Here is a 22,226-nt window from a genome sequence, read left to right as displayed (position 1 = left end):
CCTTCCGGTCCGTTCTGCCTGGTGGTGTGGACGTTAGGAGGCGGACAGCGCCTACCGATCCCAGGTTCGACCACCAGTTCCCCCACGACGTACGCTCTGCCCATGCCGTCCCCGAGCCAGCCGTCGACCGGCGAGCGCCGTCCGCGCGCCATGGTCATCGACACGGCCTGGCGCGGCCTCGGGCCCGGTCCCCAGGCGCTGAGCGGGCCCGGTGGCGCGCCGCTGACCCGGACGGTCAAGCTGATCGTGCTGCCGCTGATCGTCCGGCCCGCGCTGCGTCCGGAGCTCGCCGCCGACTTCCTCGACGCGCCGGGGGCGGAGCAACTCACCGCGCTGATACGGGAGTCCGGTGCGGTTCTGGAGGCGACGGCACGGTGGTTCACGCTGTTGAAGAAGACCCGCCGGGCACTGGGGATCGTGGCGGGCAATCCCCAGGACCTGTATTTCCAGCGGTGCTTCGAGCTGGCGACCGAGCACGGGGAGCCGGGGCCCGGCGCGGACGCGGTGGCGAGGGCCGTACTCGAAGACGTCGTGGACGCGTCCGGCGGACGGACGGTGGAGGCGCTGAAGGAGCATCTCGCGGACACGGCCCGGCGCGCCCGGCTCGACGCCGAGCTGACAGCCGCGTGGGACGGACACGAAGCGGTGGCGGGCGCCGCCGACACGAGCCTCGCGGCCGAGGTTCTCGAGGCCTGCGGCGCGGCGGGGGCCGATTCGCCGGCCTTCGCCGCCATGGTCCGGGCCGGGCACGGCAGCCTGCTCGGGCGAGCCCTGTGGGCGGCGCACCCGGCCGACGTCTGGGACCGCGCCGACGTACCTCCGCACCTCGGGCTGACCGCGCACCGTACGCCCCCGCGCCCCGAGGTCGGCCGGAGCGCCTCGACCGCCACACTCCCCGCGCCGTTCGACCGCACGCTCTTCGAACGGCTCTTCACCGTCCTCCAGGCGTCGGCCCACCGTGAACAACTGCCGACCGTGCCGGAGCTCGTCCGGCGGGAGGTCGACCGCAGCTGCGCCCCGCTCGGCCTGTACGACGAGAGTCTCCGCGTCACCGTCGTACTCGGCGGCCGACTCGCGGTGGGCCTCGATCCGCTGGGCGCCGGGGCCTCCGTGGCGGGGGCGACGGCGGCACACCGCATCGTCAACAGCCGCTGGCAGCGGGAGGCTTCGGTCCTCCGGGCCCGCAGGATGACCGTCTCCCCCCGCCCCGACCCGGACGGCGGTGCGCTGGACGCCCTCGCCCAGGACCTGCGCACCCCGTGGGCCGCCTATATGCGGCGCCTTTGGGTACGGCTGCACGGGCGCGACGTCCGCGACGCGGCACTGCACGACGCGTCATCGGCCTGGGGTGTGCTCGACGGGGTCGCCCGCTCGGTGATGATGGACCACCGCGCGCGAGTCCGTACGGCACTGCGCTCCCTGTCCGCGACCGCCGTGCCCGCCGCCGAGCCGAGGAGCGCGTGATGCCCGAACGGCGCCGCGCCGTCACACGAGCCGAGGACCACACCGTACACATCTCGGGACCCGCCACCGGTCCCCCGTTCGCCCGTGCCGTCCTCGACGTCGCGGGCGCCGTCCTGACCTGGCCCGTCCTCGGCCCGACAGGGCTGCCGGCAGCGGAGATTCACGACGTGGGGCAGGCCCAGCAGTGGCTGTGGGCGGTCTACGGCGAGCGTACGGCCGCCGCTGTCGACGCCGTCGCATCGGGAACGCCGGCCGCCGAGCCGATGTTGCCGGAGGAGCCGACAGCTCTCGCCGAGGCCGCCGCCCGCCTCGCCCTCGGACACTGGGCGGCCCGCTGGTGGCCGACGTCGCACTTGGACGGGATTCCCGCACTCGAACCGTCGCTGCTGGGCCTTGAGTTGGCCGCGCTGACTCACGAATGCCAACAACTCCTCGATGAGTCAGGCGAGTCGGAGGGATCCGAACTGCTGGAGGAGCACCTGGCCGCACTCGACCCGCTGATCCGCTGGCAGCAGTCGGCGGCCCCGCCTCGCCAACTGCACCGAGTCCTACGGCTGATCGAGGACGCGGCCGACAACCTCGGGCTGGACGGAGAGGCAGCGCGGCGCCTCCGGTCGGCCCTGGAACGGGATCACCGGCCGACCGTCCCGCCGTTCGAACTCGCCGAACTCGTCGTACGGCAGCGGGAGTTCGCCCTCGCTGCGGGCAGTCCCCGAACCGCTACCGGCCGTGTGATCGCCCGGGGCTCGGGGACCAACGACTGGTGCCGCTATCCCCCCGGCTTCGTCGACGCGGCCGAGGAGGCCGTGTCCTGGACCGCGTACGCGGTCGGCGCCGGGCGTCGGATCGAGGTCGAGGTCGTCGCCGACATCGCGGCCCCGATGGGCGGGGTGTACCTCGCAGCGGAGGTCCAGGTGGACGGCGGCCCGCCGAACCGCGTTCCGCTGGCCAGGCGGGACGACGTGTGGACCGGACGGGCGGATCTGGACATCCCGGCGTCGACGACACCGGGCATCGAAGTCGGCATCCTGCTGCCGGGGTTCGACCCGGGACCGGGCGCCGACGACCGTACGGCACGTGAGGGGGTACGAGCCCTGGCCCGGCACCGGCTCGGCGTCGCGGCGACACCGCACAACGGCGTGGCCGCACACCCGGACCCGTTCCTCGCCGAGATCGCGGCTGCCGCTGCCATGGAGGAGGACTTCTAGCCCATGCCGGAGCACCTGGAAGACCCGGAATGCCTGGAAGACGCTGAAGGCCCGGAAATCGCGGCGGAACAGGAAGAGCAGTCGGCCGGGCTCAGCTACGGCGAGCCCTTCGACAGCGGCTTCGCACTCGCCGAGCACCATCAACTCACCCCGGATCTCCCGGCAGCGATGGCCGTCTACGGCGAACTCCTCGCCGTGGCCGAGTCGTTCGAGGACTCCCCCGACGTACGACTTCTGCGCGGGCACCTGTTGTCCGACACCGGGACGGTTCAGCTCGCGGCCACGGATCTGCCCGGGGCGGCCCTGTCCATCGGGCGGTCCCTCGATCTCGTGCGGGGCATCGCCTCCGTGCCGATGGGACCGAACGGCCGCCGGCTGTGGCTGGAGATCCTGCTGAAGACCCTGCTGGCCAGGGTCGAACTGCTGCGCAGGACCGGGCAGATCGACGAGGCGCAGGAGGCGATGGACGAGGCGACGGCCCTGTTGTCGGAGTTCGACGACGTGGAGGGGCTGCGCACCGCCGAGATCGGCCTGAGCCGGGTGCATCTGCTGATGGCCCGCAGCGCGTGGGGCGCGGCCGAGGAACTGGCCACCGCACTGCTGGCCGACGCGCCGCTGGCCGAGCCGTATCTGCTGGACTGTCTGGGGGTCGTCTGCGCCTCGACCGTGCGGTTCGAGCAGGCGGAGGACTACTTCGCCCGCGCAGAGGAGGCTTATCTGACGCTGGGCCACCACGCGGGGCGCCAACAGGTGCTCTCCCACCGGGCGTACGCGGCGCTGCAGGCCGGCGACCTCGACCGCGCGGAGGAGTTGTACGCGGAGGCCGCCGAGATCTTCGAACGGCAGGGCCAGGCCGAGGACCTGGCGGTCTGCGAACAGGCCCGTGCCGCCATCGCCGCACACCGCGGGGACGCGGCCGGCGCCGCCGCTCTGACGGCGTCCAGCCTGGCCCGCTTCCAGCAGGTCGGTGCCGCGATCGCCGCCGCCGACACCATGCTGCTGGGCGCCCGGCACGCGTACGAGCGGGGCGACATCGACGAGATGAAGCAGCTCGCCCAGGGCGCGCGGGACGTGTACCAGGAGCGCGGGGTGTTCGAGCGGTGCGCCCAGGTGGACCTGATGCTCGCGCGAACACTCGAGGACAACCTGAACCGGACCGACCACGGCGTCCACGAACGCACCTCGCTCGCCAATGCCCTTTCCCTCGCCCTGCCCGCCGCCCTGACGCTGGAAGCGGCCCGTTACGACTTCGCCACCGCCCACGCTCGCAGCCAGTGGCTCCAACTGGCCGACGAGGCCATGCAGTTGGTCTTCCGCCTGGCCCTCCGCAGCAACGACCAGGGGCTGATCTTCGAACTGGTGGAACACCGGTGCGCGGGCGCCTCCTTGGCGCTGAGCCGTACGTCCACCGCCGACAGGGCGGCGGCGGTCTTCCCGGACGCCGCCATGAAGACGTACGCCCCGGATGGCGACGCTCCCCTGACGCTGGGTGGCATCGCGGCCGAGGCCGCCGCCTCCGTCGGTCTGCGGGTCGCACCGCCGCCGAAGATCGTGATGTCAGCGGAGGCGGGCGGCCGTACCGCGCTCCAGGAGTACGTCCAGGCAGCCGAGTTCCGCTATCACCGGCGGATCGTGAGCGAGGAAGAGGTGCCGTTCTGTCCGCCGACGCTCTGACCGACCCGAACCGCCCGGTGGTCCAGGTCCGCCTCGCCGACGCCGGTGATCTGCACATGACCTGGACGTGGGCCCGTGGGGCCCAGGGCTTCGGCACCGGGTACACCCCGGGGCCGGACGTCGACGAGGCCGTTCGGGCGCTGGCCGCCGAACTGCCGGGCGGCGGCACGGAAGGCATGCGGCGCGCGTTCGAGTCCGGCGCGCTGGCCACGCACGAGGACGAGCGCCGACTCTCCCGCATGCTGGCCGAGGTGCTGTGGCCTCCGGGCCTGACCGACCAGATCCGCCAGGTGTCCGCCCGCCTGGGCCGTCCGCTGATGCGACTCCAACCGTCGCCCCGGGTCGCCCAGGTGCCGTGGGAGCTGCTCGCCGTGGACGGTGACGACAGCGACGTACGTCTGATCGACCTCGTGGACATCGCCACCACGGCACCGGCATCGCTACGCCGGGCAGGCACCACCCCGACCGATCAGAACCCGGACCCGGACTCGGACTCGGACGCCGTGGTTCTCGTCCTGGACCCCCGCGTCCCGGGCTTTCGCGCCGACTCCCCGCTCGGCTCGGTCCTGGGGCAGCCCGGCTCGGACCCGGCGCTGCTGGCCCTCGTACAGCGGAGGCTCGACGCGGGCACCGTCGTACCGTCCGTCGCCACCCCCGCCGAGGCCTTCCGCCGTACCGACCTCGACCGCGACTGGCTGGGCGAGGCGCTGCGCAAGGGCGCCCGTCGCCTGATGTACGTCGGTCACGTCAGCGGCGCCCCCGTCGCGGGCGGGCAGAGCGAGGACGTCACCCTCCATCTGTGCTGCGGCCCGGAGACCACGGGGATGACCGAACCGGTGCGCACCCACCGCCCGTTGTCCGCCAAGGACCTTCTCCTGGGCACGCTCCCGCTGCGCGCGGACGGCGTGCCGGGCGTCCGACTGTGGCCCGCACCGCCGCGCGTCGCGCTGATCGCCTGCGAGAGCGGCGGCGATCTCCGTTTCGCGGAGTCCTTCGGCCTGGCGACGGCGATGATCCACAACGGCGCCCAGCTGGTCACCGCCACCCGCTGGGTGCTCCCCACCAGCTTCGCCTACCACCGTCTGGCCGGTCTGCCGGAATCCGTACGGCCACTCACGGAGGCCGTGGTCGCCGTGGACGCGGCCCACGAGGACCACGACCCGGTCCGCTATCTCGGCGCCTGGCAGCGACAGAGGCTCGACCAATGGCGCGTCGACGGCCAAATCGAGCACTCGCCCCTCCTCTGGGCGGCCCTGACCTGCATCGTCAGGTGAGGGGCCAGGGGTGGTGAAGGCAGTACGCGCCCACCCCGATCGCGGCGGTCCCGGTGACCAGCAGGGTGACGACGAACCTGATGTGCGCCGTGCGCTCACGACGTTCGTGGTCGGGGTCGGCGGTGAGGAGGGACGGGTCGGCGGGCGCGTAACGGAGGGGGATGTCACGGCCGAGGGACTCGGTGATGTCCCGGATCCCCTGCACGCACAGCGCCGTGACCTCGACGCCCTCGTGGGTGGTGAAGGCGACGACGGAGGCGTGGCTGACGCTCTCGACGCCTTCGGCGTCGGTGTGGACGTCCCTGGTGACGGCGACCACGCGCCCCTGGACGGTGACGCCCTCGGCCAGCTGAGCGGCGCGGGAGCGGGCGTACGCGCCGTCCCGGCTCAGCGCCACGACGAGGAGGAGCAGGCCACCGACGCAGATCAGCCCCCACTGCCAGCCCCAGGCGAAGAACGACTGGACGACCAGTCCCAACACCAGCAGGATCACCATGCAGTTCGGTCCGCCGACCCCGGAGGTCCGTCCCTCGCTGTCCAGCATGAGGTAGAACCGCTCCGGCCGCCGCCGTGGGAACCGGACCGGGAACTCCTGCCCCACCCAGGCCACCAGCACCCGGTCGCCCCGCCTGTTCTCGTGGCGCAGCCTGAACTCCCGCCCGGTGCCGGGGTCCTGGTACTCGATCGTCACCGGTATCCCGTGCTCGCCCGACTCACCGTGTCCCGGCGGATGCACCTCCACGACCCGGGCCGTCACCCACACCGCCCGCTGCGGCCGGGTCAGCCCGGCCAGCGAACACGCGTAGCCCAACAAGGCCAGCCCAGCGGGCAGCGTCCACCACAGCCCGAGCATCTTCTGCAGGTCCATGGGGCGAGGTTCTCGCTGCCGGAACTCCTACCGATCCCAGGTTCGGGTCGGTCCCGGAACGGGCCTGTGCCGGGGCCGACCGTGAAGCGTCATGTGAAGCCGCCGGCAGCCTTCGGTGAGCAGTGCCGACAGCCGGCATTCATGGGGTCGTCGTCGCCGTTCCCGTGGTCCCGTGTGCCTCGTCGGCCAGGTACGGAGGATCGACGGCGTCATCGCTTTCGGTGATGTCGTTGTCCTCTTGGGAGCCGCTGTGCACCGCGTCCGTCTTCTCGGTGGAGTCGTTGTTGCCGTCACTCTTCTTTTGCCGCTTCTCCGAGGCGAGTTCCCTGGCCCTCTTCTCGGAGTACAGCCTCATCTCGGCCTCTGTCCGGTGCTCGAACACTGTTGTCTCCATGTCATGTCGGTTCGTGGGGGCCGGTGCACGCACATGGCTCACGGCTGAGCCCCGGTCCCGCCCGCTGAGTCACTCGTCCGGAAGTGATGACCGGGCAGCCGAAGGTTCTGTGACAGTGTCACAACGTTGGCAGCCGCGGCACCAGCCACCCGGATCAGGCCGAGGTGGCCTCGCCGTCGAACTGGATGGCACGGATCTCCCGGCGGGAGGAGATGCCGAGCTTCGAGAACACCTTGCGGAGGTGCCATTCGACCGTGTGCCGGCTGATGAACAACTGGGCACCGATCTCGGGGTTGGTGAGCCCCTTCCCTGCGAGCCGGGCGATCTGCGCCTCCTGCGAGGTGAGAGCCGTGGGCGTCGCGACCGTGTGGGTGCGGACCTTCGCCCCCGTGGCCTGCAACTCGCCTCGCGCGCGTTCGGCGAACGCCAGCGCCTCGAAGCGGCTGAACATCTCGTGTGCGATGTCCAGTTGGGCACGGGCGTCGACGCGTCGGTTCTCGCGGCGCAACCACTCCCCGTAGAGGAGATGCGCACGGGCGAGTTCCGTGCGGACCCGGGTCCGGCCGAGCCGCTCGATCGCCTCGCGGTAGAGCCGCTCCGCGGTGTCACCCTCGCTGAGCAGCGCCCGCGAGCGCGCTTCCACGCCCAGCGCCCAGTCCGTGCCGCTGGCTCGCGTCGCCTCCGAGAGCCGCTCCAGCGCGTCGGTGGCCGAGTCCGGCGAGCCGCTCCGTACGGCCGCCTCGATCAGTTCGGCCAGGCTGTAGCGCGGCCAGGTGAACTCCCGCTGCTCGGCTGCTGCCTCCCGGGCCGCGGCCAGCGCCCGCGGGTACTGGCCGAGCCCGTTGCAGAGCACCGCCTCGTACCAGCGTGTGACGGTGACAATGGCCCCCTGGCCCCGCGGCACCGCCCCGACCAGGACCTCGTCGATCAACGTTCGGGCCTCGCCCTCGCGCCCCCGCCAGACAGCCAGGCCGAGGGGGCCCAGACGTGGCGTGCTGCTGTTGCCGGTTGCCGCGCACACCGCCGCGGTCTCCTCGATCAGCGACCCGGCCGCCGCCAGTTCCCCCGCGATGAGGTGTACGAACACGCGGGAGTCGAGTGCGTCGGGGAGAGCGCTGAGCGCTCCGGCCTCCCGGGTGACCATCACATGCCGCGTCGCGGCCGCGTGCCAGTGCTCGTCGTCCCACAGATCCGAGGCGATGAAGGACCCGAACCAGAGTCGACGCAGTTGCTCCTGTACGGGGAGGCGCTCGTCGCAGAGCGCTTCGAGTGCCCGCTCCATCATCGGCGCCGAAGCCGGGTAACCGTCAGTGAGTCGGACCGTGAGGGCGTCCAGCACCGTGTCGGACACCTGTGGCTGCCGTGCCGGCGGTGCCGCACGGGCGGCCTCACCCACCTCCAGCAGTCCTGGGCCGCGCGCCAGGCGGCCGGCGAATATCGCCGCCGCGATGGCGTCCAGGTAGGTCTCACGAGCGAGTACGACCTCGTCGAGCCGTCCGAACCGGCGAGCGGCGGCGAGCAGCAGCGACGGGGCCTCGCCGCCACGGCTCTGGCCGAACGCGATCCCGGCGCGCAGCACCTCTGTCCGCGCGCGGCCCAGCTCGTCGAGGGGTCCGGCCGCCGCCATGGCGAGGAGGGTGGCAGCCGGCTCGAACGCCCCGGCGTGGAGTTTCGACTGTGCCGCGTCCAGCGCGCGCTGTGCGCGTCGCGCGGGATCCGGTGTCAGCGCGGTCGCACGCTGGAGGAACGCGGCGGCCTCGGCGACGCCACCGCGCGCGTGGGCTCGGCCCGCGGAGCGCTCCAGTTCGGCGGCCACTGTCTCGTCGGGTCCCGAGGCGGCGTCGGCCAGGTGCCAGGCCCTGCGGTCGGGGTCGAGCCGGGCATCGGTGGCGTCGGCCAGCGCCCGGTGCACCTCTCGACGTTCGCCCGGGTCTGCGCCTCGATAGGCCGCCGAGCGCACCAGCGGGTGCCGGAACCGTACCCGGTTGCCGAGGGTGATCAGGTCCATCGCGCCTTCGTGCGACCCGGCGGTGTCTGCGTCGATCCCCAGGCGTTCGGCCGCGCGCCTCAGCAGTGTGACGTCGCCCAGCGGTTCGGCGGCGGCGATGAACAACAGACGCCGGGAGTCGTACGGCAGCTCCTGGACGCGGCGGAGGAACCCCTGCTCGATCTGGCTCGCCAGCGGCCAGGCGTCCGGACGCTCGAATCCCCCGGTCATCTCCGCCGGGGTCAGCCCGCGCGGCAGCTCGAGCAGGGCCAGCGGGTTGCCGCGTGACTCGGCGACTATGCGGTCACGCACCCGTTCGTCGAGCGGACCGGTGACGACCGAGTCGAGCAGGGTTCGGGAGTCGCGCTCGGTCAGTCCCGTGACGGAGAGTTCGGGAAGGCTGCGGAGAGCGTGGCCGGCACTGGGTTCACGGACGGCGAAGACGAGCACAACCGATTCCGCGAGCAGACGGCGCGCAACGAACGCCAAGGTCAGCGCGGACGCCTCGTCCAGCCACTGCGCGTCGTCGACTAGGCAGATCAGCGGCTGGTCACCTCCGGCGTCCGCGATGAGACTCAGAGCGGCCAGACCCACGAGGAACCGGTCGGGCGCGGCTCCGGCGCGCAGACCGAAGGCCGTGCCGAGCGCGTCACGCTGGGGCTCGGGCAGCTGGTCGAGACCGGCGAGCAGCGGAGCGCAGAGCTGGTGCAGTCCGGCGTAGGAGAGTTCCATCTCGGACTGGACGCCTGCCGCCCTGATGGTGCGGCAACCGGTGGCACGGGTGAGGAGGTGTCTCAGCAGCTCGGTCTTGCCGATCCCGGGCTCACCGCGCAGGACGAGGACACCGCTGCGCCCGGCTCTGGCACCTGCCACGAGATCGTCGAGGGCTTCGCATTCGTTCTCCCTGCCGAGAAGCCCGGCCCGTGAACCGCGCCTCGCCATGGCAGCTCCCTTGTCAGAACTCTTCGCTCGATATGCTAATCCGTCCGTTGATCGCCACGCCCATGATCGACCGCGACGGGTCGGCTCGCCTGCGGACCCGCAGAACGGCTGAGCGGGCTCACCCGTCCCGGGGGCGAAGACGTGTCGTCACCCGGCGTCGGTGCCTGCCGTGTCGCTCGCCGGGTGTCCGTCCTGGAGTGCGGCCAGCGCGGCGGCGAGCTTGCCGCGGCTGGTGATGCCCAGGCGGGGATAGACGCGGTACAGATGGGCTCCGACGGTGCGGTGCGAGATGAACAGGCGCTGGCCGATCTCCCGGTTGCTCAGCCCCTGCGATGCGAGCACCGCGATCTGCATCTCCTGCGCCGACAATCGGTCGCTGGTGTTCGCGTGCCGTCGGCCGCTCGACTCACCGGCGGCACGCAACTGTTCACGGGCCATCTCGGCCCACGGCCGCGCACCGATCCGGTCGAACTCGTCGCGGGCGCTGCGCAGCGGACTACGGGCGTCGACGTTGTGGCGTTGTCGACGCAACCGGCGGCCGTGGTGCAGGTGCAGTCGGGCCCGCGCCAGGGCCCAGCCCGCGGGCAACGCGGCCAGCGCCTCGGTGTAGCGCTCGGTCGCCGTGTCGTCCGGCGCCAGCACCGCCTCGGTGTAGGCGTGAGCCACCACCATCATTTCCGAGGGCAGTCGGGCGGCCAACTCGGGCAGCCCGTCGAGTAGTTCCCGGGCCTGTGCCACGGTGCCCGCGGCCACCGCGGCGTCCGCCAGGTCCGGTGCGAGCAGCCAGCGGCTGACCGAGTGGTAGTGCGGGTCGGTCGGATCGAACGCGCGCGCGAAATTGTCGTACGCCTCCGCCGAGCGGCCGTCGAAGAGTGCGAGCAGGCCCTCGACCTGCTGTGCCATCACGGCGGCGAACGGCATGCCGGGGAACAGCCGGTGGGTGCGCAGCTCACCGAGCATCCGTGCCGCGTCCTCGGTCTCCCCGCGCAGCGCCGCCACCAGACTTCCCGTCGCCTTGACGCCCAACCAGACGATCCACTCCCCGGTCTCCTCCGCCAGGACGAGTCCCTCACCGGACTCCTCGCGGGCCCGATCGAGCTGACCGAGGTACACCCGCGGCCAACTGCCCGCGAGTGACCGGGCGAGCAGCCCGAGTCTGCCCTGCGACCGCCACACCGTGGCCGCCAGTGTCAGGTACCGGGCGGCGAGGGTGGCGTCGCCCAGGACCATCGCGCCGCTGCCCAGGAAATGCATGATCCGGCCGTCCAGGCGGTCCGGCCCGAGGCTGCCGAGCCGTGCGATCACCTCGGCGCCGTATCGGTACGGTTCGGTGTACGCCCGTACCGTCAGGACGACGGGAGAGTCCGGATCGGGGTTCCATCGGTCCAGCTCGGCCGCGGCCAGCGAGCGCACGCGTGCGTCGCCGTCCTGGAAGAAGCACCTGGCGGCGGCCCGCCACAGCAGGTTCTCGGCGACGGACACGTCTCCTGTGTCGAACGCGCCGGCCGCGGTCGTCACCATGTCCTCGATCCGGCGGTGCGGCTCGTCGGGCTCGAACGCCGCCTTGTCGGACACGACCATGAGGCGAGCCCGTTCCAGTGGGCCGAGTTCGCTCATGTCGGCCCGGTCCAACAGCAGTTGGGTGTGCACACGGTCGTTGATCTCGCTGGCCGACTCGACCGCCCGAACCAGGATCTCGGTCCTGCGGCGCGGGTCCTGGACGAGCTCGGCCGCCTGGCGCAGGGCCGGTACGGCCGAGGCCGGCTTGCCCCGGGCCAGCGCCGTGTCGGCGAGATGTTCCAGCCGTGCGGCGAGTTCCTCGTCCGGGCCGAGCGTCGCGGTGGCCAGGTGGAGGAGCTGGCGTTCGGGGGTGTCGGTCATGGCCGCGGCGATGGCGCGGTGGGTCGCCAGCCGGTCGGCGACCGTGGCGCGGGTGTAGATCGCCGAGCGCATCAGCGGATGTCGGAACACGAGGGTACGACCGACCAGACCGACCAGGCCCGCGTCGACCGCCTCCTGCACCGCGTCCAGTGAGACCACCGCGTCACTCAGGCCGCTCGCCACGTCCAGGAGCCGGTTCAGTGGTGCGCCGGGCTCGGCGGCCAGGGCCAGCAGGAGGGAACGGCACCCGGGGCTCGCGGAGTCCGTACGCGCGGCGAACGCGTCCTCCAGCCGCTGGGTGAGGGGCAGGTCGGCCGACTGCGTGCCCATGTCCTGCACCGTCTTGGGCAGTTCGACGAGCGCCAGCGGGTTGCCCGCGGCGCGCTCCAGGACGAGGGCCCGCAGCGGCGCCGACAGTCCCGGTGCGTTCGCGTCGAGCAGTTCGGCGGCGGCCGACCGGCCCAGTGGTCGCAGGTGGAGATCCGGCTGCGTGCTCGGGGCGTAGGAGTCGGGAGCGTGGAGCCGGGACGCCGCCACCAGCAGTACGGGATGATCGCGGGTGCGCCGGGCGACGAATCCGAGGACGTCCCGGCTCGGCGAATCGACCCACTGCAGATCGTCGACGAGCAGCAGGAGCGGTTGCCCGTCGGCCGCGTCGGCGAGCAGTTCGAGCACGGCGAGCGCGACCCGAAAGACATGGGGCTCGGCCTGCGTGGCGCTGAACGCGTCGACCAGCACGGCCCGGTGCGGGGACGGCAGTTTCCCGATGCCGTCGGCGACCGGCTGCAGCAGCAGTTGCAGAGCCGCGAACGGCAGCCACAACTCGGTCTCCACACCGGCCACGCTCAGCACCTTGAAACCGCCCTCGGTTCCCTCGGCGCCGACCGAGCGCAGCAGAGCCGACTTGCCGACGCCGGCGGTTCCGTGGATCAGCAGCGCACCGCCGCGTCCGGCCGCTGCGTCCGCGAGCAGTCCCCGCAGGACTCGCGACTCCTCGTCCCGGCCGATCATCGCGCGGGTGCCCGGTTCGGTCTCAGGAGGGTCCCGGCTGCTGGGCTGAGCATGTGCGGTTTCCTCCGTGCAGGGAGTCACTTGCACGGCATCCTAGCCGCGGCTCGTTACACCCTGGGCACCATCACATCATCAGTAGAACGACTCGGGTTTCGTCCGTGACACAGCGTCGAAGTCCTGATGCTCGGGTGGTCGCACGGCAGAACCGGCCGCGCCGCCGGCTTCGGCCGGTTCTGCCGACTTCGACGGCGTGGGGCATCGGTCCGGCGTCAGGAGGACCGCTTCGCGGGGGTTCCAGGTACGGCGGACGGCGGCCCGATGCGGATGAGCGTCTCGCGGGTCTCCTCGGTCAGGCCGCCCCAGATGCCGTGCCGCTCCCGGTGGTCGAGTGCGTACCGGCGACATGGGATCCGCACCGGGCACCGGTCACAGAGGGCAAGTGCCCGCCGGACGGCGTTCCGGTCGTCCGGGGCCGGAAAGAAGGTCCTGATGTCGGAGTCCCTGCAGTTGGCCGCCCCGCACCAGTTCTCCGTGGCGGGGGCTGATGGTGTGTCCTGCGCTGTCATGTCATCTCTTCCAGTTTCCTGCCGTTGGTCTCGCGCACACGGACGGCGACGAAGACGAACGAGAGCGCGGCGAAGCCCGCGTAGACGGCGTAGGTGGACGACAGGTTCCAGTCCGACATGCGGGGGAAGCTCTCGGTGACGGCCCAGTTGGCGATCCAGTTCGCGGCGGTCGCCACCGACATCGCGGCGGCGCGGATCCTCAGCGGGAACATCTCGCCGACCATCACCCAGAGCACGACACCCCAGGAGACCGCGAAGAAGAACACGAAGGTGTGGGCGGCGACCAGCGCCACGGCGCCCTGCGCGTCCGGAATGGACAGGCTGCCGCCGCTTCCCGTCTTGTACGAGAACGCCCAGGACGCGACGGCCAGCGACACGGCCATGCCGGCCGAACCGGTCAGGGCGAGCGGCTTGCGGCCGACCCGGTCGATCAGCAGCATCGCCACGACGGTTCCGACGATGTTGACGATCGACGTGGAGAGGCTGATCAGAAGGGAGTTGGCCTGGTCGATGCCCACGGACTGCCACAGCAGCGACGAGTAGTAGAAGATGACGTTGATGCCGACGAGCTGCTGGAAGACGGCCAGTCCGATGCCGACCCACACGATCGGCAGCAGCCCGAAGCGGCCGTCGAGCAGATCGCGTACCCGCGGCCTGTGGTCGGTCTTGAGCGCGTGCTGGATCTCGGCGAGCCGCTCCTCGGCGCCCGTGTACGTGCCCCGCAGGTCGCGCAGTACGGCAAGGGCCTCTGTCTCGCGGCCCCTCGCGACGAGGAAGTGCGGTGACTCCGGGATGCGCAGGGTGAGGAGCAGATAGGCGAGCGCCGGGACGACCGCGGCCATGAGCATCCACTGCCAGGCGTGCAGGGCGCCCAGCGGGTTCTCGCTCCTGCCGTCGGCTCCTTGGGCGATACCCCAGTTGACGAGTTGGGAGGCGGTGATGCCGAGCACGATGGCCGCCTGCTGGAACGAGGCCAGCCGCCCGCGATGGTCGGGCGGCGCGACCTCGGCGATGTAGGTGGGCCCGATCAGCGAGGCGAGGCCGATCGCCGCACCACCGACGATGCGCCAGGCGCCCAGGTCCCAGACGGAGAAGGGCATGGACGAGCCGAGGGCGCTGATCGCGAAGAGGACCGCGGCGAGGTGCATCACCCGCCGACGGCCGACGCGGTCGGCGAGACGTCCGGCGACAGCCGCTCCGAAGGCGGAACCGAGCAGAGCGGAGGCGACGATGGTGCCCGTCTCGCTGGAGGTGACGTCGAAGCGATGCTGGATTCCGGTGACGGCACCGTTGATGACGGCACTGTCGTAGCCGAACAGGAAGCCGCCGATCGACGCGGCCGCCGAGATGAAGGTGACACGCCTGAGGTTGGCCGGGCGGAGCGCGGCCCTTGAGTGGGCCCGCCCCGCGGAAGAGGCGTTCGCGGTCATGGACAAGGACTCCTTCACAGGACGGTGCCGACCGCGCAGGCGGCCGCACCGGTCGTGGGGGACGTGGATCGGGAGGACGGCTGAGGTGACGACCGGGGACGGCTCCTCGTCCCGGTCTGCGGGCGTGCCGCCGCTCAGACTCCGACCACCGGGGCGGAGAGCAGTTCGTGGAGACGGGCGAGGTTCGCCGCGCCGACGAGGCCGGCGTCCGCTCCGACGGTGGCGGTGCGGACCTCGGCGTAGACGCGGTGCTCGCCGCCGCCGAGAGCCCGCCGGTAGGAGACCTCCGCCGGACGCCTGATCAGCTCGCCGGTGTCGCCGAGGCCGCCGCCGATGACGAGGACGGACGGGTCGAGGACGGAGGCGAGGTCGGCGAGGGCCTGGCCCAGCCAGCGGCCCGACCGCGCGAACACATCGAGGGAGAAGGGGTCTCCGCCGAGGGCGGCCTCGGTCACATGGTGCCCGTCGAGGCCGGCGGAGGTGCCGTCGCCCAGCGCGAGCACCGCCGCCGCGCGGGCCGGATCGGCAGCCGCCATCTCGCGGGCTCGGCGCGTGTGGGCCGCGCCGCTGGCGTACTGCTCCATGCAGCCGTACTGGCCGCAGGGACAGCGCAGGCCGTCGGGAACCGCCCGGTAGTGGCCGATCTCGCCCGCCATGCCGAAGCGGCCACGGAAGAGCCGGCCCCTGCTGATGATGCCTCCCCCCAGGCCGGTGCCCGCCGTGACCATCAGCATGTCCTCGTGTCCGGCACCCGCTCCGTGGATGAACTCGCCCCAGGCGGCGGCGTTCGCGTCGTTCTCGACGACGACCGGAAGTCCGGTGGCCCCCTGGACGATGTCCCGGATCTCCTTGTCGTGCCAACCGAGGTTGGGCGCGAATCTGACGGTCGAGCGGTCCGCGTCCACGTAGCCGGCGGCCCCGACGCCGACCGCCCGGACGTCGTCCCGGTCCCCGCGCACCTGCTGGACCGCCTCGGCGATGGCGCCGGCGATCCGGTCCGGGTCGCTCGGGGTGGGGATGCGCACGCGGGAGACGACCTCCCCCGCGGGGTCGACCGTCCCGGCGGCGATCTTCGTGCCGCCCAGGTCGACGCCGACGGTCAGACCGCCGTTCTGTTCGTTCACGCGGCACCGCCCACGCCGTCGAACCGACGGTGCGCGTGCCGACATATGTGTACGCCTGACCGGTGCAGGCTGACGAGGCCGAAAGACATGGTGTGTTCCTCACATGGTGAATCGTGTGAAGGCGATGGATTAGCCGTCGGTCCGGCTACCGGCTCAGCTTCCGCGATCCGCAGGCGAGTTGCATGAGTCATTCGACTGCGACCGGCTGTTGTCGCTCGTTGTGTCACACACGCGCCCGTCGTCTTGTCTTGCTGGGGAAGCGAGTTCGATCGGATGGAGACGTGACACGGTGTTGGACAACGAAACAATGAGCGGGGCGGACGGGCACGGGGGCCAGGACGGGACCGGGCCCAGGATGCTGGCGGACGTCAGGCCGCCCTTCGTACCGGAGGGCGCTTCCGCGATGACCGTGGTGGTCGAGTGGCCTCCGGGACACCCCGGAACGCCACCGCACCGGCACTCGGGGCCGTGTTTCGGCTACGTCACCGAGGGCGCCGTCCGGTGGGAGCTCGAAGGCGAGCCCGAGCGGGTGATCAGGGCCGGTGAGACGTTCTGGGAGCCGGGCGGTGACGTGATCCACTACCAGAACGGCAACGCCCTGTCGGACACGCCGGCCAAGTACGTCGTGATCATGCTGTGCGCGCCCGGCCGGCCGATGCTCACGCTGGTCGACGAGGACGAGCTGGAGAAGCGGTCCCATCTGCGCGCACCCCGGCCGTCCGCCGGCTGAACCACCGTCCGAGGACGAGGAGTCCGCCGCACCAGTTCTCGAAGGGGGCCACGGTGGCCGGTAACGGGTCGCTGCCACACAGCAGGACCGAGGTGCTCGTAGGACGTGACCGGGAACTGGAGCTGCTTCGGTCGTACGTCGACCAGGTGCTCGGGCACGGTGGGGTGCTGGTGCTGTCCGGGGAGCCCGGCGTCGGCAAGTCCGTGCTGCTTGACGCCGCGGCTACGGCGGCGACGGCGGTCGGTGCGCTGGTCCTGCGCTCGGACGGGGTCGAGTTCCCAGCGGATCTGAGCTTCGCCGGACTGAACCACGTACTCGAACCCCTGCTGCACGAGTACGACGGTCTCGACCCGGTGCATCGCGAGGCCCTGACCGTGTCGCTGGGCGGGGGCGACGGTGCCCCGGTCGATCGGCTGGTCCTCTACGGGGCCGTACTGGCGCTGCTCCGCCGGGCGGCGAGCGGCCGTCCGGTTCTGCTGATCGTCGACGACCTGCAATGGGTCGACCGGGCGAGCGCCGCCGCGCTCGCGTTCGTGGCGCGGCGGCTGGGCGGGAGCCGGGTGGGCCTTCTCGCGGCCTGCCGTCCCGGGTTCGAGAGTTTCTTCGAACGCGCGGGACTTCCCGAGCTCACCGTGTCTCCACTGGACGACAGGGCGGCGGCCGACCTGGTCGGCACCCGCTTCCCGCTGCTCGCCGGGAGGGAGCTGCGGCGGGTACTCGCCCAGGCCCGGGGCAACCCACTGGCCCTGCTGGAACTGCCGGGCGCGCTCGGCGACGCGCGGGGCAGCGCGGGAGTGGTGCTGACCGACGTGCTCCCGCTCAGCCGTCGGCTGCGGGACCTGTATGCCTCCCGGGTCGCCGAGATGCCCGCCCCCACCCGCCGACTGCTGCTTCTGGCCGCGCTGGAGGGCGGCGGCGACCTGTCGGTGCTGCGCGCCGCCGCCGGCCAGGACGTGCTGCTCCTTCTCGCCCCCGCGGAGCGGGCGCAGCTGCTGCGGATCGAGCACCGGGGACTGGGGCGCCTGTCCTTCCACCATCCGCTGATCCGCGCGACCGTCGTGTCGGGCTCGACCAGCGGTCAGCGGCTGGACGCCCACCGCGCTCTGGCCGAGGCGCTGACCGGACAACCCGATCGACGGGCCTGGCATCTCGCCGAAGCCACGCCCGATCCGGACGAGCAGGTCGCGGCGCTCCTGGAGCACACCGCCCACCGGGTCCGCCGACGCGGCGACGCCGTCGGCGCGTTCAACGCGCTGGTACGGTCCGCTGACCTCACTCCCGGGCCCGCGGACCGCGGCAGACGGCTGGCCGAAGCCGCCTTCGTGGGCGCGGACGTCGCCGGCGAACTGCGTACGGCGGCCGAACTGCTCGTGGAGGCCCGCCGTGCCGACCCCGGGCTGCGGGGGTCGCTGCGCGCGGCGGCCGCCGCCTCCCAGGTGCTGCTCAACCGCGACGGTGACGTCAACACCGCGCACCGGCTCCTCATCGGTGCGATCACGACCCGCGACGGCCGGTCCGACGGCGACGACGAGGCGCTCTTCGAGGCGCTGTGCACCCTGCGCAGGGTCTGTCTGTGCGCGGGCAGACCCGAGCTCTGGAACGCGTATCACGTCGCCATGTCGCAACTGACGGTGCCGATGCCTCCCCTTCAGGAACTGCTCGGCGACGTCTACTCCGATCCGGCACGCTCCTCCGCGACAGCCCTCGGCCTGCTCGACGCGGTGATCCACGACCTGCATCGGGAGACGGACCCGAGCCGTGTCGAACGGGTCGCGATGGCGGCGCTCTTCGTGGACCGGGCGACGGGGTGCCGTGCGGCGCTCTGGCCCGTCGTCGAGGACGGTCGCGCGGGCGGCGCGGTCGCCGCAGCTCTCATCGCGCTGGTGGTGCTGTGCCAGGACGACTTCATGACGGGGCGGTGGGACGAGTGCGGCCGTCTCGCCGCGGAGGGGCTGGCGCTGTGCGAGGCCAACGGATACCAGATGCCGGCCCAGCAGTTCCACCGGGCCCGGGGGCTGCTGGCCGCGGCGCGGGGCGACGACAGCACGGTGCGGGGAGTGGCACAGGAGATCATGGAGTGGGCGGTACCCCGCGGCGCCCGGACCGTCGAGCACTTCGCGCGTCACATGACGGCACTGGCCGCCCTGGGACGCGGTGACCACGAGGAGGCCTACCTCGAAGCGGCGGCGATCAGTCCTGCGGGCGAGCTGGCCGCGCATGCCCCGCTGGCGTTGTGGGTGCCCATGGACCTCGTGGAAGCCTCCGTCCGCACCGGACGCCGAGCCGAGGCACTCGCCCATGTCGCCGTGATGCGGCAGACGGGCCTGCCGGGCATCTCCGGCCGGCTGGCACTGGTCACCGCCGGTTCGGCCGCGATCGCCGCCCCCGAGGACCGGGCCACCGACGCCTTCGAGGAGGCGCTCGCCGTTCCCGGTGCCGAGCGCTGGCCTTTCGACCTCGCGCGAGTCCGGCTGGCCTACGGGCAGCACCTGCGTCGGGCACGGGCCGGGAAGGAGGCCGGACCGCACCTCGCCGCCGCTCTCAATACCTTCCGCCGTCTCGGGGCCGCTCCCTGGGCCGCGCGGGCGGCCGAGGAGCTGCGGGCCGCCGGTCGTACCGCCACTCGGGGGACCCAGCAGCATCCGGTGACGAGCCCGCTCACGGAGCAGGAACACCAGATCGCCGAACTGGCCGCCGCCGGGCTGACCAACAGGCAGATCGGCGAACGTCTGTTCCTCTCCCACCGGACGGTGGCGGCCCACCTGCACCGGATCTTCCCGAAGCTCGGTATCACCTCGCGGGTGACCCTCGGCGAGGCCCTCACCGCGCGGGAAGAGACGCGAGCGCGTCCCTGAGTGACGCGCGTGAGGCGATGCCGAGTTTCGGGAACAGCTGGTAGAGGTGCGAACCCACGGTTCGGGGCGAGAGGTGGAGACGTTCCCCGATCTGCTTGTTGGTCATTCCGGCGGCGGCGAGTGCGGCGATCTCCCGCTCCTGTGCGGTGAGGGTCACGGGACCGTGCCGCGCTCCGCTCCGGGACCGGTAGGTGGCGCGAAGTTCTCCCGTGGCCCGGTCGGCCCACGGCCGGGCGCCCAGTTGCTCGAACACCTCGGCTGCCGCGTCCAGTTGGGCTCGGGCCCGCGTGACGAAGCGCATGCGCCTGAGGCGCTCCCCGTAGGCCAGCCGGATCCGCGCCAGATCGAAGGGCCAGTCCCGCGCTCCCGGGACGGCCAGCGCCTGCTCGAAACACCCGACCGCCTCGTCATCGGGTGCGACCAGCGCGGCCGAGCCGGCCACCAGCAGCGCCAGCCGCGGAGAGAGGGCAGCGACACCGGCCTCCCGCAACGCACGCACGTGCGCCCTCGCCTCGGCGGTGCGCCGGGTGTGCACCGCCGCTTCCACCAGGTCCATGCAGGCCCACAGCGCGTACGGAGCGTGGGAGGCGAGTCGGCCCGCGGGGCTGATCGCCAGGGCGTGGCGGTACGCGCATTCGTAGTCGCCGGCACCGAGTTCGGCGAGGACCCTCGCATGGTCGGCGAAGGTTGCCGCCGTCAGAACTCCACGAGGCACGGCCCACTGCGTGATCCGGTCGGCGGCACCCCGGCTCTCTTCGAAGTGCCCGTGGACGGCGGCGAGCAGAGCCTGGTGGTACACGAACTGCCAGGAGAAGAAGGGGTATTGACGCTCCTCGCAGATACTCAGACCCTCGGCGGCCAGCGTTTCGGCCTCCGCCCACCGGCCGGCCGGGAAATCCTCCATGCACAGCTGTGTGAGCGCGTCGATGTACCGGCGTACATGGCCGCCCCGGCGTCCTCGGCGGACCACGTCCCAGGAGACGTCCCGCGGTTCCGTGACCCGGTCGGGGTGCACGGCGGCCATGTGCGGCGGCGACGCCGGCCTCGGACGGCCGAGGACCGCGTGGAAAGGCTTCCACAGGGCGTCCCGGCCCCCGGCCCAGCACACCCGCTGCAGCAGGTGCATTGCCTCGACGAGGGTGTCGTCCTCGTCGTCGTGTCCGTGGCTGCCGGTGTCGATGGCCTCCACCAGGAGGCGGTGAGCCATGTCGATGTCGCCGTCACCGCCGTTGAGCAGGAGGAGCGCCGACGTGGCGGCGGTCAGCGGAGACCGGGTGACGTCCGGATCCGCGCACCGGGCCCGGTCGAGAAGCTCCGAGGCCGCACGCGGCTCACCGGTCGCGTCGGCGCGCAGATGGGCGGCCCGGATCAGCCGGCGTGCACGGTCCGCGGGGCGCGGGCTCAGTTCGGCGGCCCTGGTGAAGGCGGCGACCGCTGCCGTGGCGTCGCCTCGCCGGACGGCGCGGTGCCCGGCCTCCTCCAGCAGGGCGGAGACACGCTCGTCGGGAACCAGGGTCGCCCGGCCCAGGTGCCAGGCCCGGCGCTCGGGTACCTCCGCGCGGATCTCGGCGAGCGCACGATGGGCCTGGCAGCGCTCGCTCAGGGTGCTGGTCTCGACGACCGCGGCCCTCGTCAGCGGATGCCGGAAGACGACCCGGCGGTTCGTACCGACGAAGGTGATCAGACGGTCCGATTCCGCCGCTGACAGCGCCGCGAGAACCGTCGGGTCGTCCGGTCCGGCATGGAGAACGCCCGGGTCTCCGGTGTCGTCGAGGGCGATGAGCAGCAGGAGCCGGCGCGATGCGGCCGGGAGGCGGGCCACGCGCGCGGCGTGGCGGCTGCGTGGACGCGGGGACAGAGGCAGTGCGTGGTGCGGATCGGCCAGCGCGTCGCGTTGCGGGCCGCCCAGCGCGGCGGGCAGCTCCAAGAGCGCCAGCGGATTGCCCCGCGCCTGCGCCAGGACACGCGCCCGCGCCGGTTCGGCCAGCCCTGGGAAACGGACCCTGAGCAGTTCCGCCGCCGCGTCGCGATCCAGCGGCGGCAACTCGTACTCGGTGAGTCCGGCCCGCTCGACGAAGGTCCCGGTGTCCGATCTGCAGGCAGCGAGGAATCCGAAGCGGCCGCCCGCCCGACGCGCGACCTGGCCCAGCACCACCGCACTGGCCCGGTCGAAACCGGCGAGGTCGTCCACGACGACGAACACGGGGTGTTCGACTGCCGCCCGGCGTAGCAGAGAGATCACCGAGTCGGCGACGTGACGGCCGTCGGGCGCCGGGTCGCCCCCGTAGCCGAGCGCACTGCGCAGCACCCTGCGATGAGGGTCTGACAGGCGCTCGATCAGGTCGCTCAGCGGCAGAAGCAACTGGTGCAGACCGGCGTAGGCGAGTTCGGCCTCGGACCGGACGCCGGCGGCCGAGAGAACTCGGGCACCCGCCTCCGACATGGTCCTGGCGACCTCACGGAGCAGCACGCTCTTGCCCACACCCGGCTCTCCGGAGAGCAGCAGGGCACGGCCGACGGTCGCGCCCCGCCCGAGCAGCGCCGTGATCTCCTGGAGTTGCCGCGTACGCCCCACTACCTCAGGGGCCCGACCGGCGTCCGCGGAGGGAGTCCGGGGCGACGGTTCGACGCGCGGGCCGAGTGACATGGGTACTCCGTACGTTCGCTCCGCCCTCCCACCACACGGCGGGAAGGTCTCGGCTCACCGTGCACCGGCCGGCGAGGGCGAACATCAGTCACGTGACTGCGCGGCGACTCGGGGGTCATTTGACTGATGGTGCCGGCCCACCGGAGCCCTGCAGACTCGTGATGTCACTGA

The 22,226-nt window shown here is 72.2% G+C and carries 14 protein-coding genes; 6 read left to right on the top strand and 8 right to left on the bottom strand.

Annotated elements, in window-relative coordinates:
- Positions 1-102: 102 nt before the first annotated feature.
- The 4 genes from PV734_RS00320 to PV734_RS00305 are packed head-to-tail and all read left to right on the top strand — an operon-like array spanning position 103 to position 5,620.
- The gene (locus PV734_RS00320; RefSeq protein WP_319091430.1) at positions 103-1,464 is read left to right on the top strand and encodes a hypothetical protein; all 1,362 of its coding nucleotides are present in this window, start codon (positions 103-105) and stop codon (positions 1,462-1,464) included.
- Positions 1,464-2,672, top strand: a complete 1,209-nt coding sequence (locus PV734_RS00315) for a hypothetical protein (protein WP_319288463.1) — start codon at positions 1,464-1,466, stop codon at positions 2,670-2,672. Before PV734_RS00320 ends, PV734_RS00315 begins: the two co-directional genes overlap by 1 nt.
- A gap of 3 nt (positions 2,673-2,675) precedes the next feature.
- Positions 2,676-4,346: a hypothetical protein gene (locus PV734_RS00310; protein WP_319091428.1), complete on the top strand. Its 1,671-nt coding sequence runs from the start codon at positions 2,676-2,678 to the stop codon at positions 4,344-4,346.
- A 17-nt stretch (positions 4,347-4,363) separates the two neighbouring features.
- Entirely contained in the window at positions 4,364-5,620 is a 1,257-nt protein-coding gene (locus PV734_RS00305) for a CHAT domain-containing protein (protein ID WP_319288462.1), read from the top strand.
- On the opposite strand, the gene PV734_RS00300 is transcribed toward PV734_RS00305, so the two are convergent.
- The 7 genes from PV734_RS00300 to PV734_RS00270 form a co-directional block, all read right to left on the bottom strand.
- Complete coding sequence (locus PV734_RS00300; RefSeq protein ID WP_319288461.1) at positions 5,613-6,488, bottom strand: DUF3592 domain-containing protein; 876 nt, start codon at positions 6,486-6,488, stop codon at positions 5,613-5,615. The two genes, PV734_RS00305 and PV734_RS00300, sit on opposite strands and share 8 nt — an antisense overlap.
- Before the next feature lie 139 nt (positions 6,489-6,627).
- On the bottom strand, positions 6,628-6,870 hold the full coding sequence (locus PV734_RS00295) for a hypothetical protein (RefSeq protein WP_319091425.1): 243 nt from the start codon (positions 6,868-6,870) through the stop codon (positions 6,628-6,630).
- Positions 6,871-7,036: 166 nt separating this feature from the next.
- The gene (locus PV734_RS00290; RefSeq protein ID WP_319288460.1) at positions 7,037-9,811 is read right to left on the bottom strand and encodes a helix-turn-helix transcriptional regulator; all 2,775 of its coding nucleotides are present in this window, start codon (positions 9,809-9,811) and stop codon (positions 7,037-7,039) included.
- A gap of 147 nt (positions 9,812-9,958) precedes the next feature.
- Positions 9,959-12,784: an ATP-binding protein gene (locus tag PV734_RS00285; protein WP_319288459.1), complete on the bottom strand. Its 2,826-nt coding sequence runs from the start codon at positions 12,782-12,784 to the stop codon at positions 9,959-9,961.
- Between the two features lie 188 nt (positions 12,785-12,972).
- Positions 12,973-13,269 (bottom strand): WhiB family transcriptional regulator, encoded by a 297-nt coding sequence (locus PV734_RS00280; protein ID WP_319091422.1) that lies wholly within the window; start codon positions 13,267-13,269, stop codon positions 12,973-12,975.
- The gene (locus PV734_RS00275) at positions 13,266-14,699 is read right to left on the bottom strand and encodes a sugar porter family MFS transporter (RefSeq protein WP_319091421.1); all 1,434 of its coding nucleotides are present in this window, start codon (positions 14,697-14,699) and stop codon (positions 13,266-13,268) included. The genes PV734_RS00280 and PV734_RS00275 overlap by 4 nt, the downstream gene beginning before the upstream one ends.
- Before the next feature lie 134 nt (positions 14,700-14,833).
- Positions 14,834-15,823, bottom strand: coding sequence for an ROK family glucokinase (locus PV734_RS00270; RefSeq protein ID WP_319288458.1), 990 nt, complete (start codon positions 15,821-15,823; stop codon positions 14,834-14,836).
- Between the two features lie 307 nt (positions 15,824-16,130).
- Here PV734_RS00270 and PV734_RS00265 point away from each other — a divergent pair, with 307 nt between their 5' ends.
- Together PV734_RS00265 and PV734_RS00260 are read left to right on the top strand one after the other, a co-directional pair.
- Positions 16,131-16,553 carry a cupin domain-containing protein gene (locus PV734_RS00265; protein ID WP_415924143.1) on the top strand — a complete coding sequence of 141 codons (423 nt, stop codon included), beginning with the start codon at positions 16,131-16,133 and terminating at the stop codon, positions 16,551-16,553.
- Between the two features lie 53 nt (positions 16,554-16,606).
- Positions 16,607-19,408: an AAA family ATPase gene (locus tag PV734_RS00260; RefSeq protein ID WP_319288457.1), complete on the top strand. Its 2,802-nt coding sequence runs from the start codon at positions 16,607-16,609 to the stop codon at positions 19,406-19,408.
- Here the strand turns inward: PV734_RS00260 and PV734_RS00255 are convergent.
- Complete coding sequence (locus PV734_RS00255) at positions 19,374-22,055, bottom strand: AAA family ATPase (protein ID WP_319288456.1); 2,682 nt, start codon at positions 22,053-22,055, stop codon at positions 19,374-19,376. The two genes, PV734_RS00260 and PV734_RS00255, sit on opposite strands and share 35 nt — an antisense overlap.
- Positions 22,056-22,226: the final 171 nt, after the last annotated feature.

This window comes from Streptomyces sp. AK08-02 (assembly GCF_033795085.1).
GTDB classification, from domain to species: domain Bacteria; phylum Actinomycetota; class Actinomycetes; order Streptomycetales; family Streptomycetaceae; genus Streptomyces; species Streptomyces echiniscabiei.
Note: the sequence above shows the minus strand (reverse complement) of the source record. Positions and strands in the feature narration are given on the sequence as shown.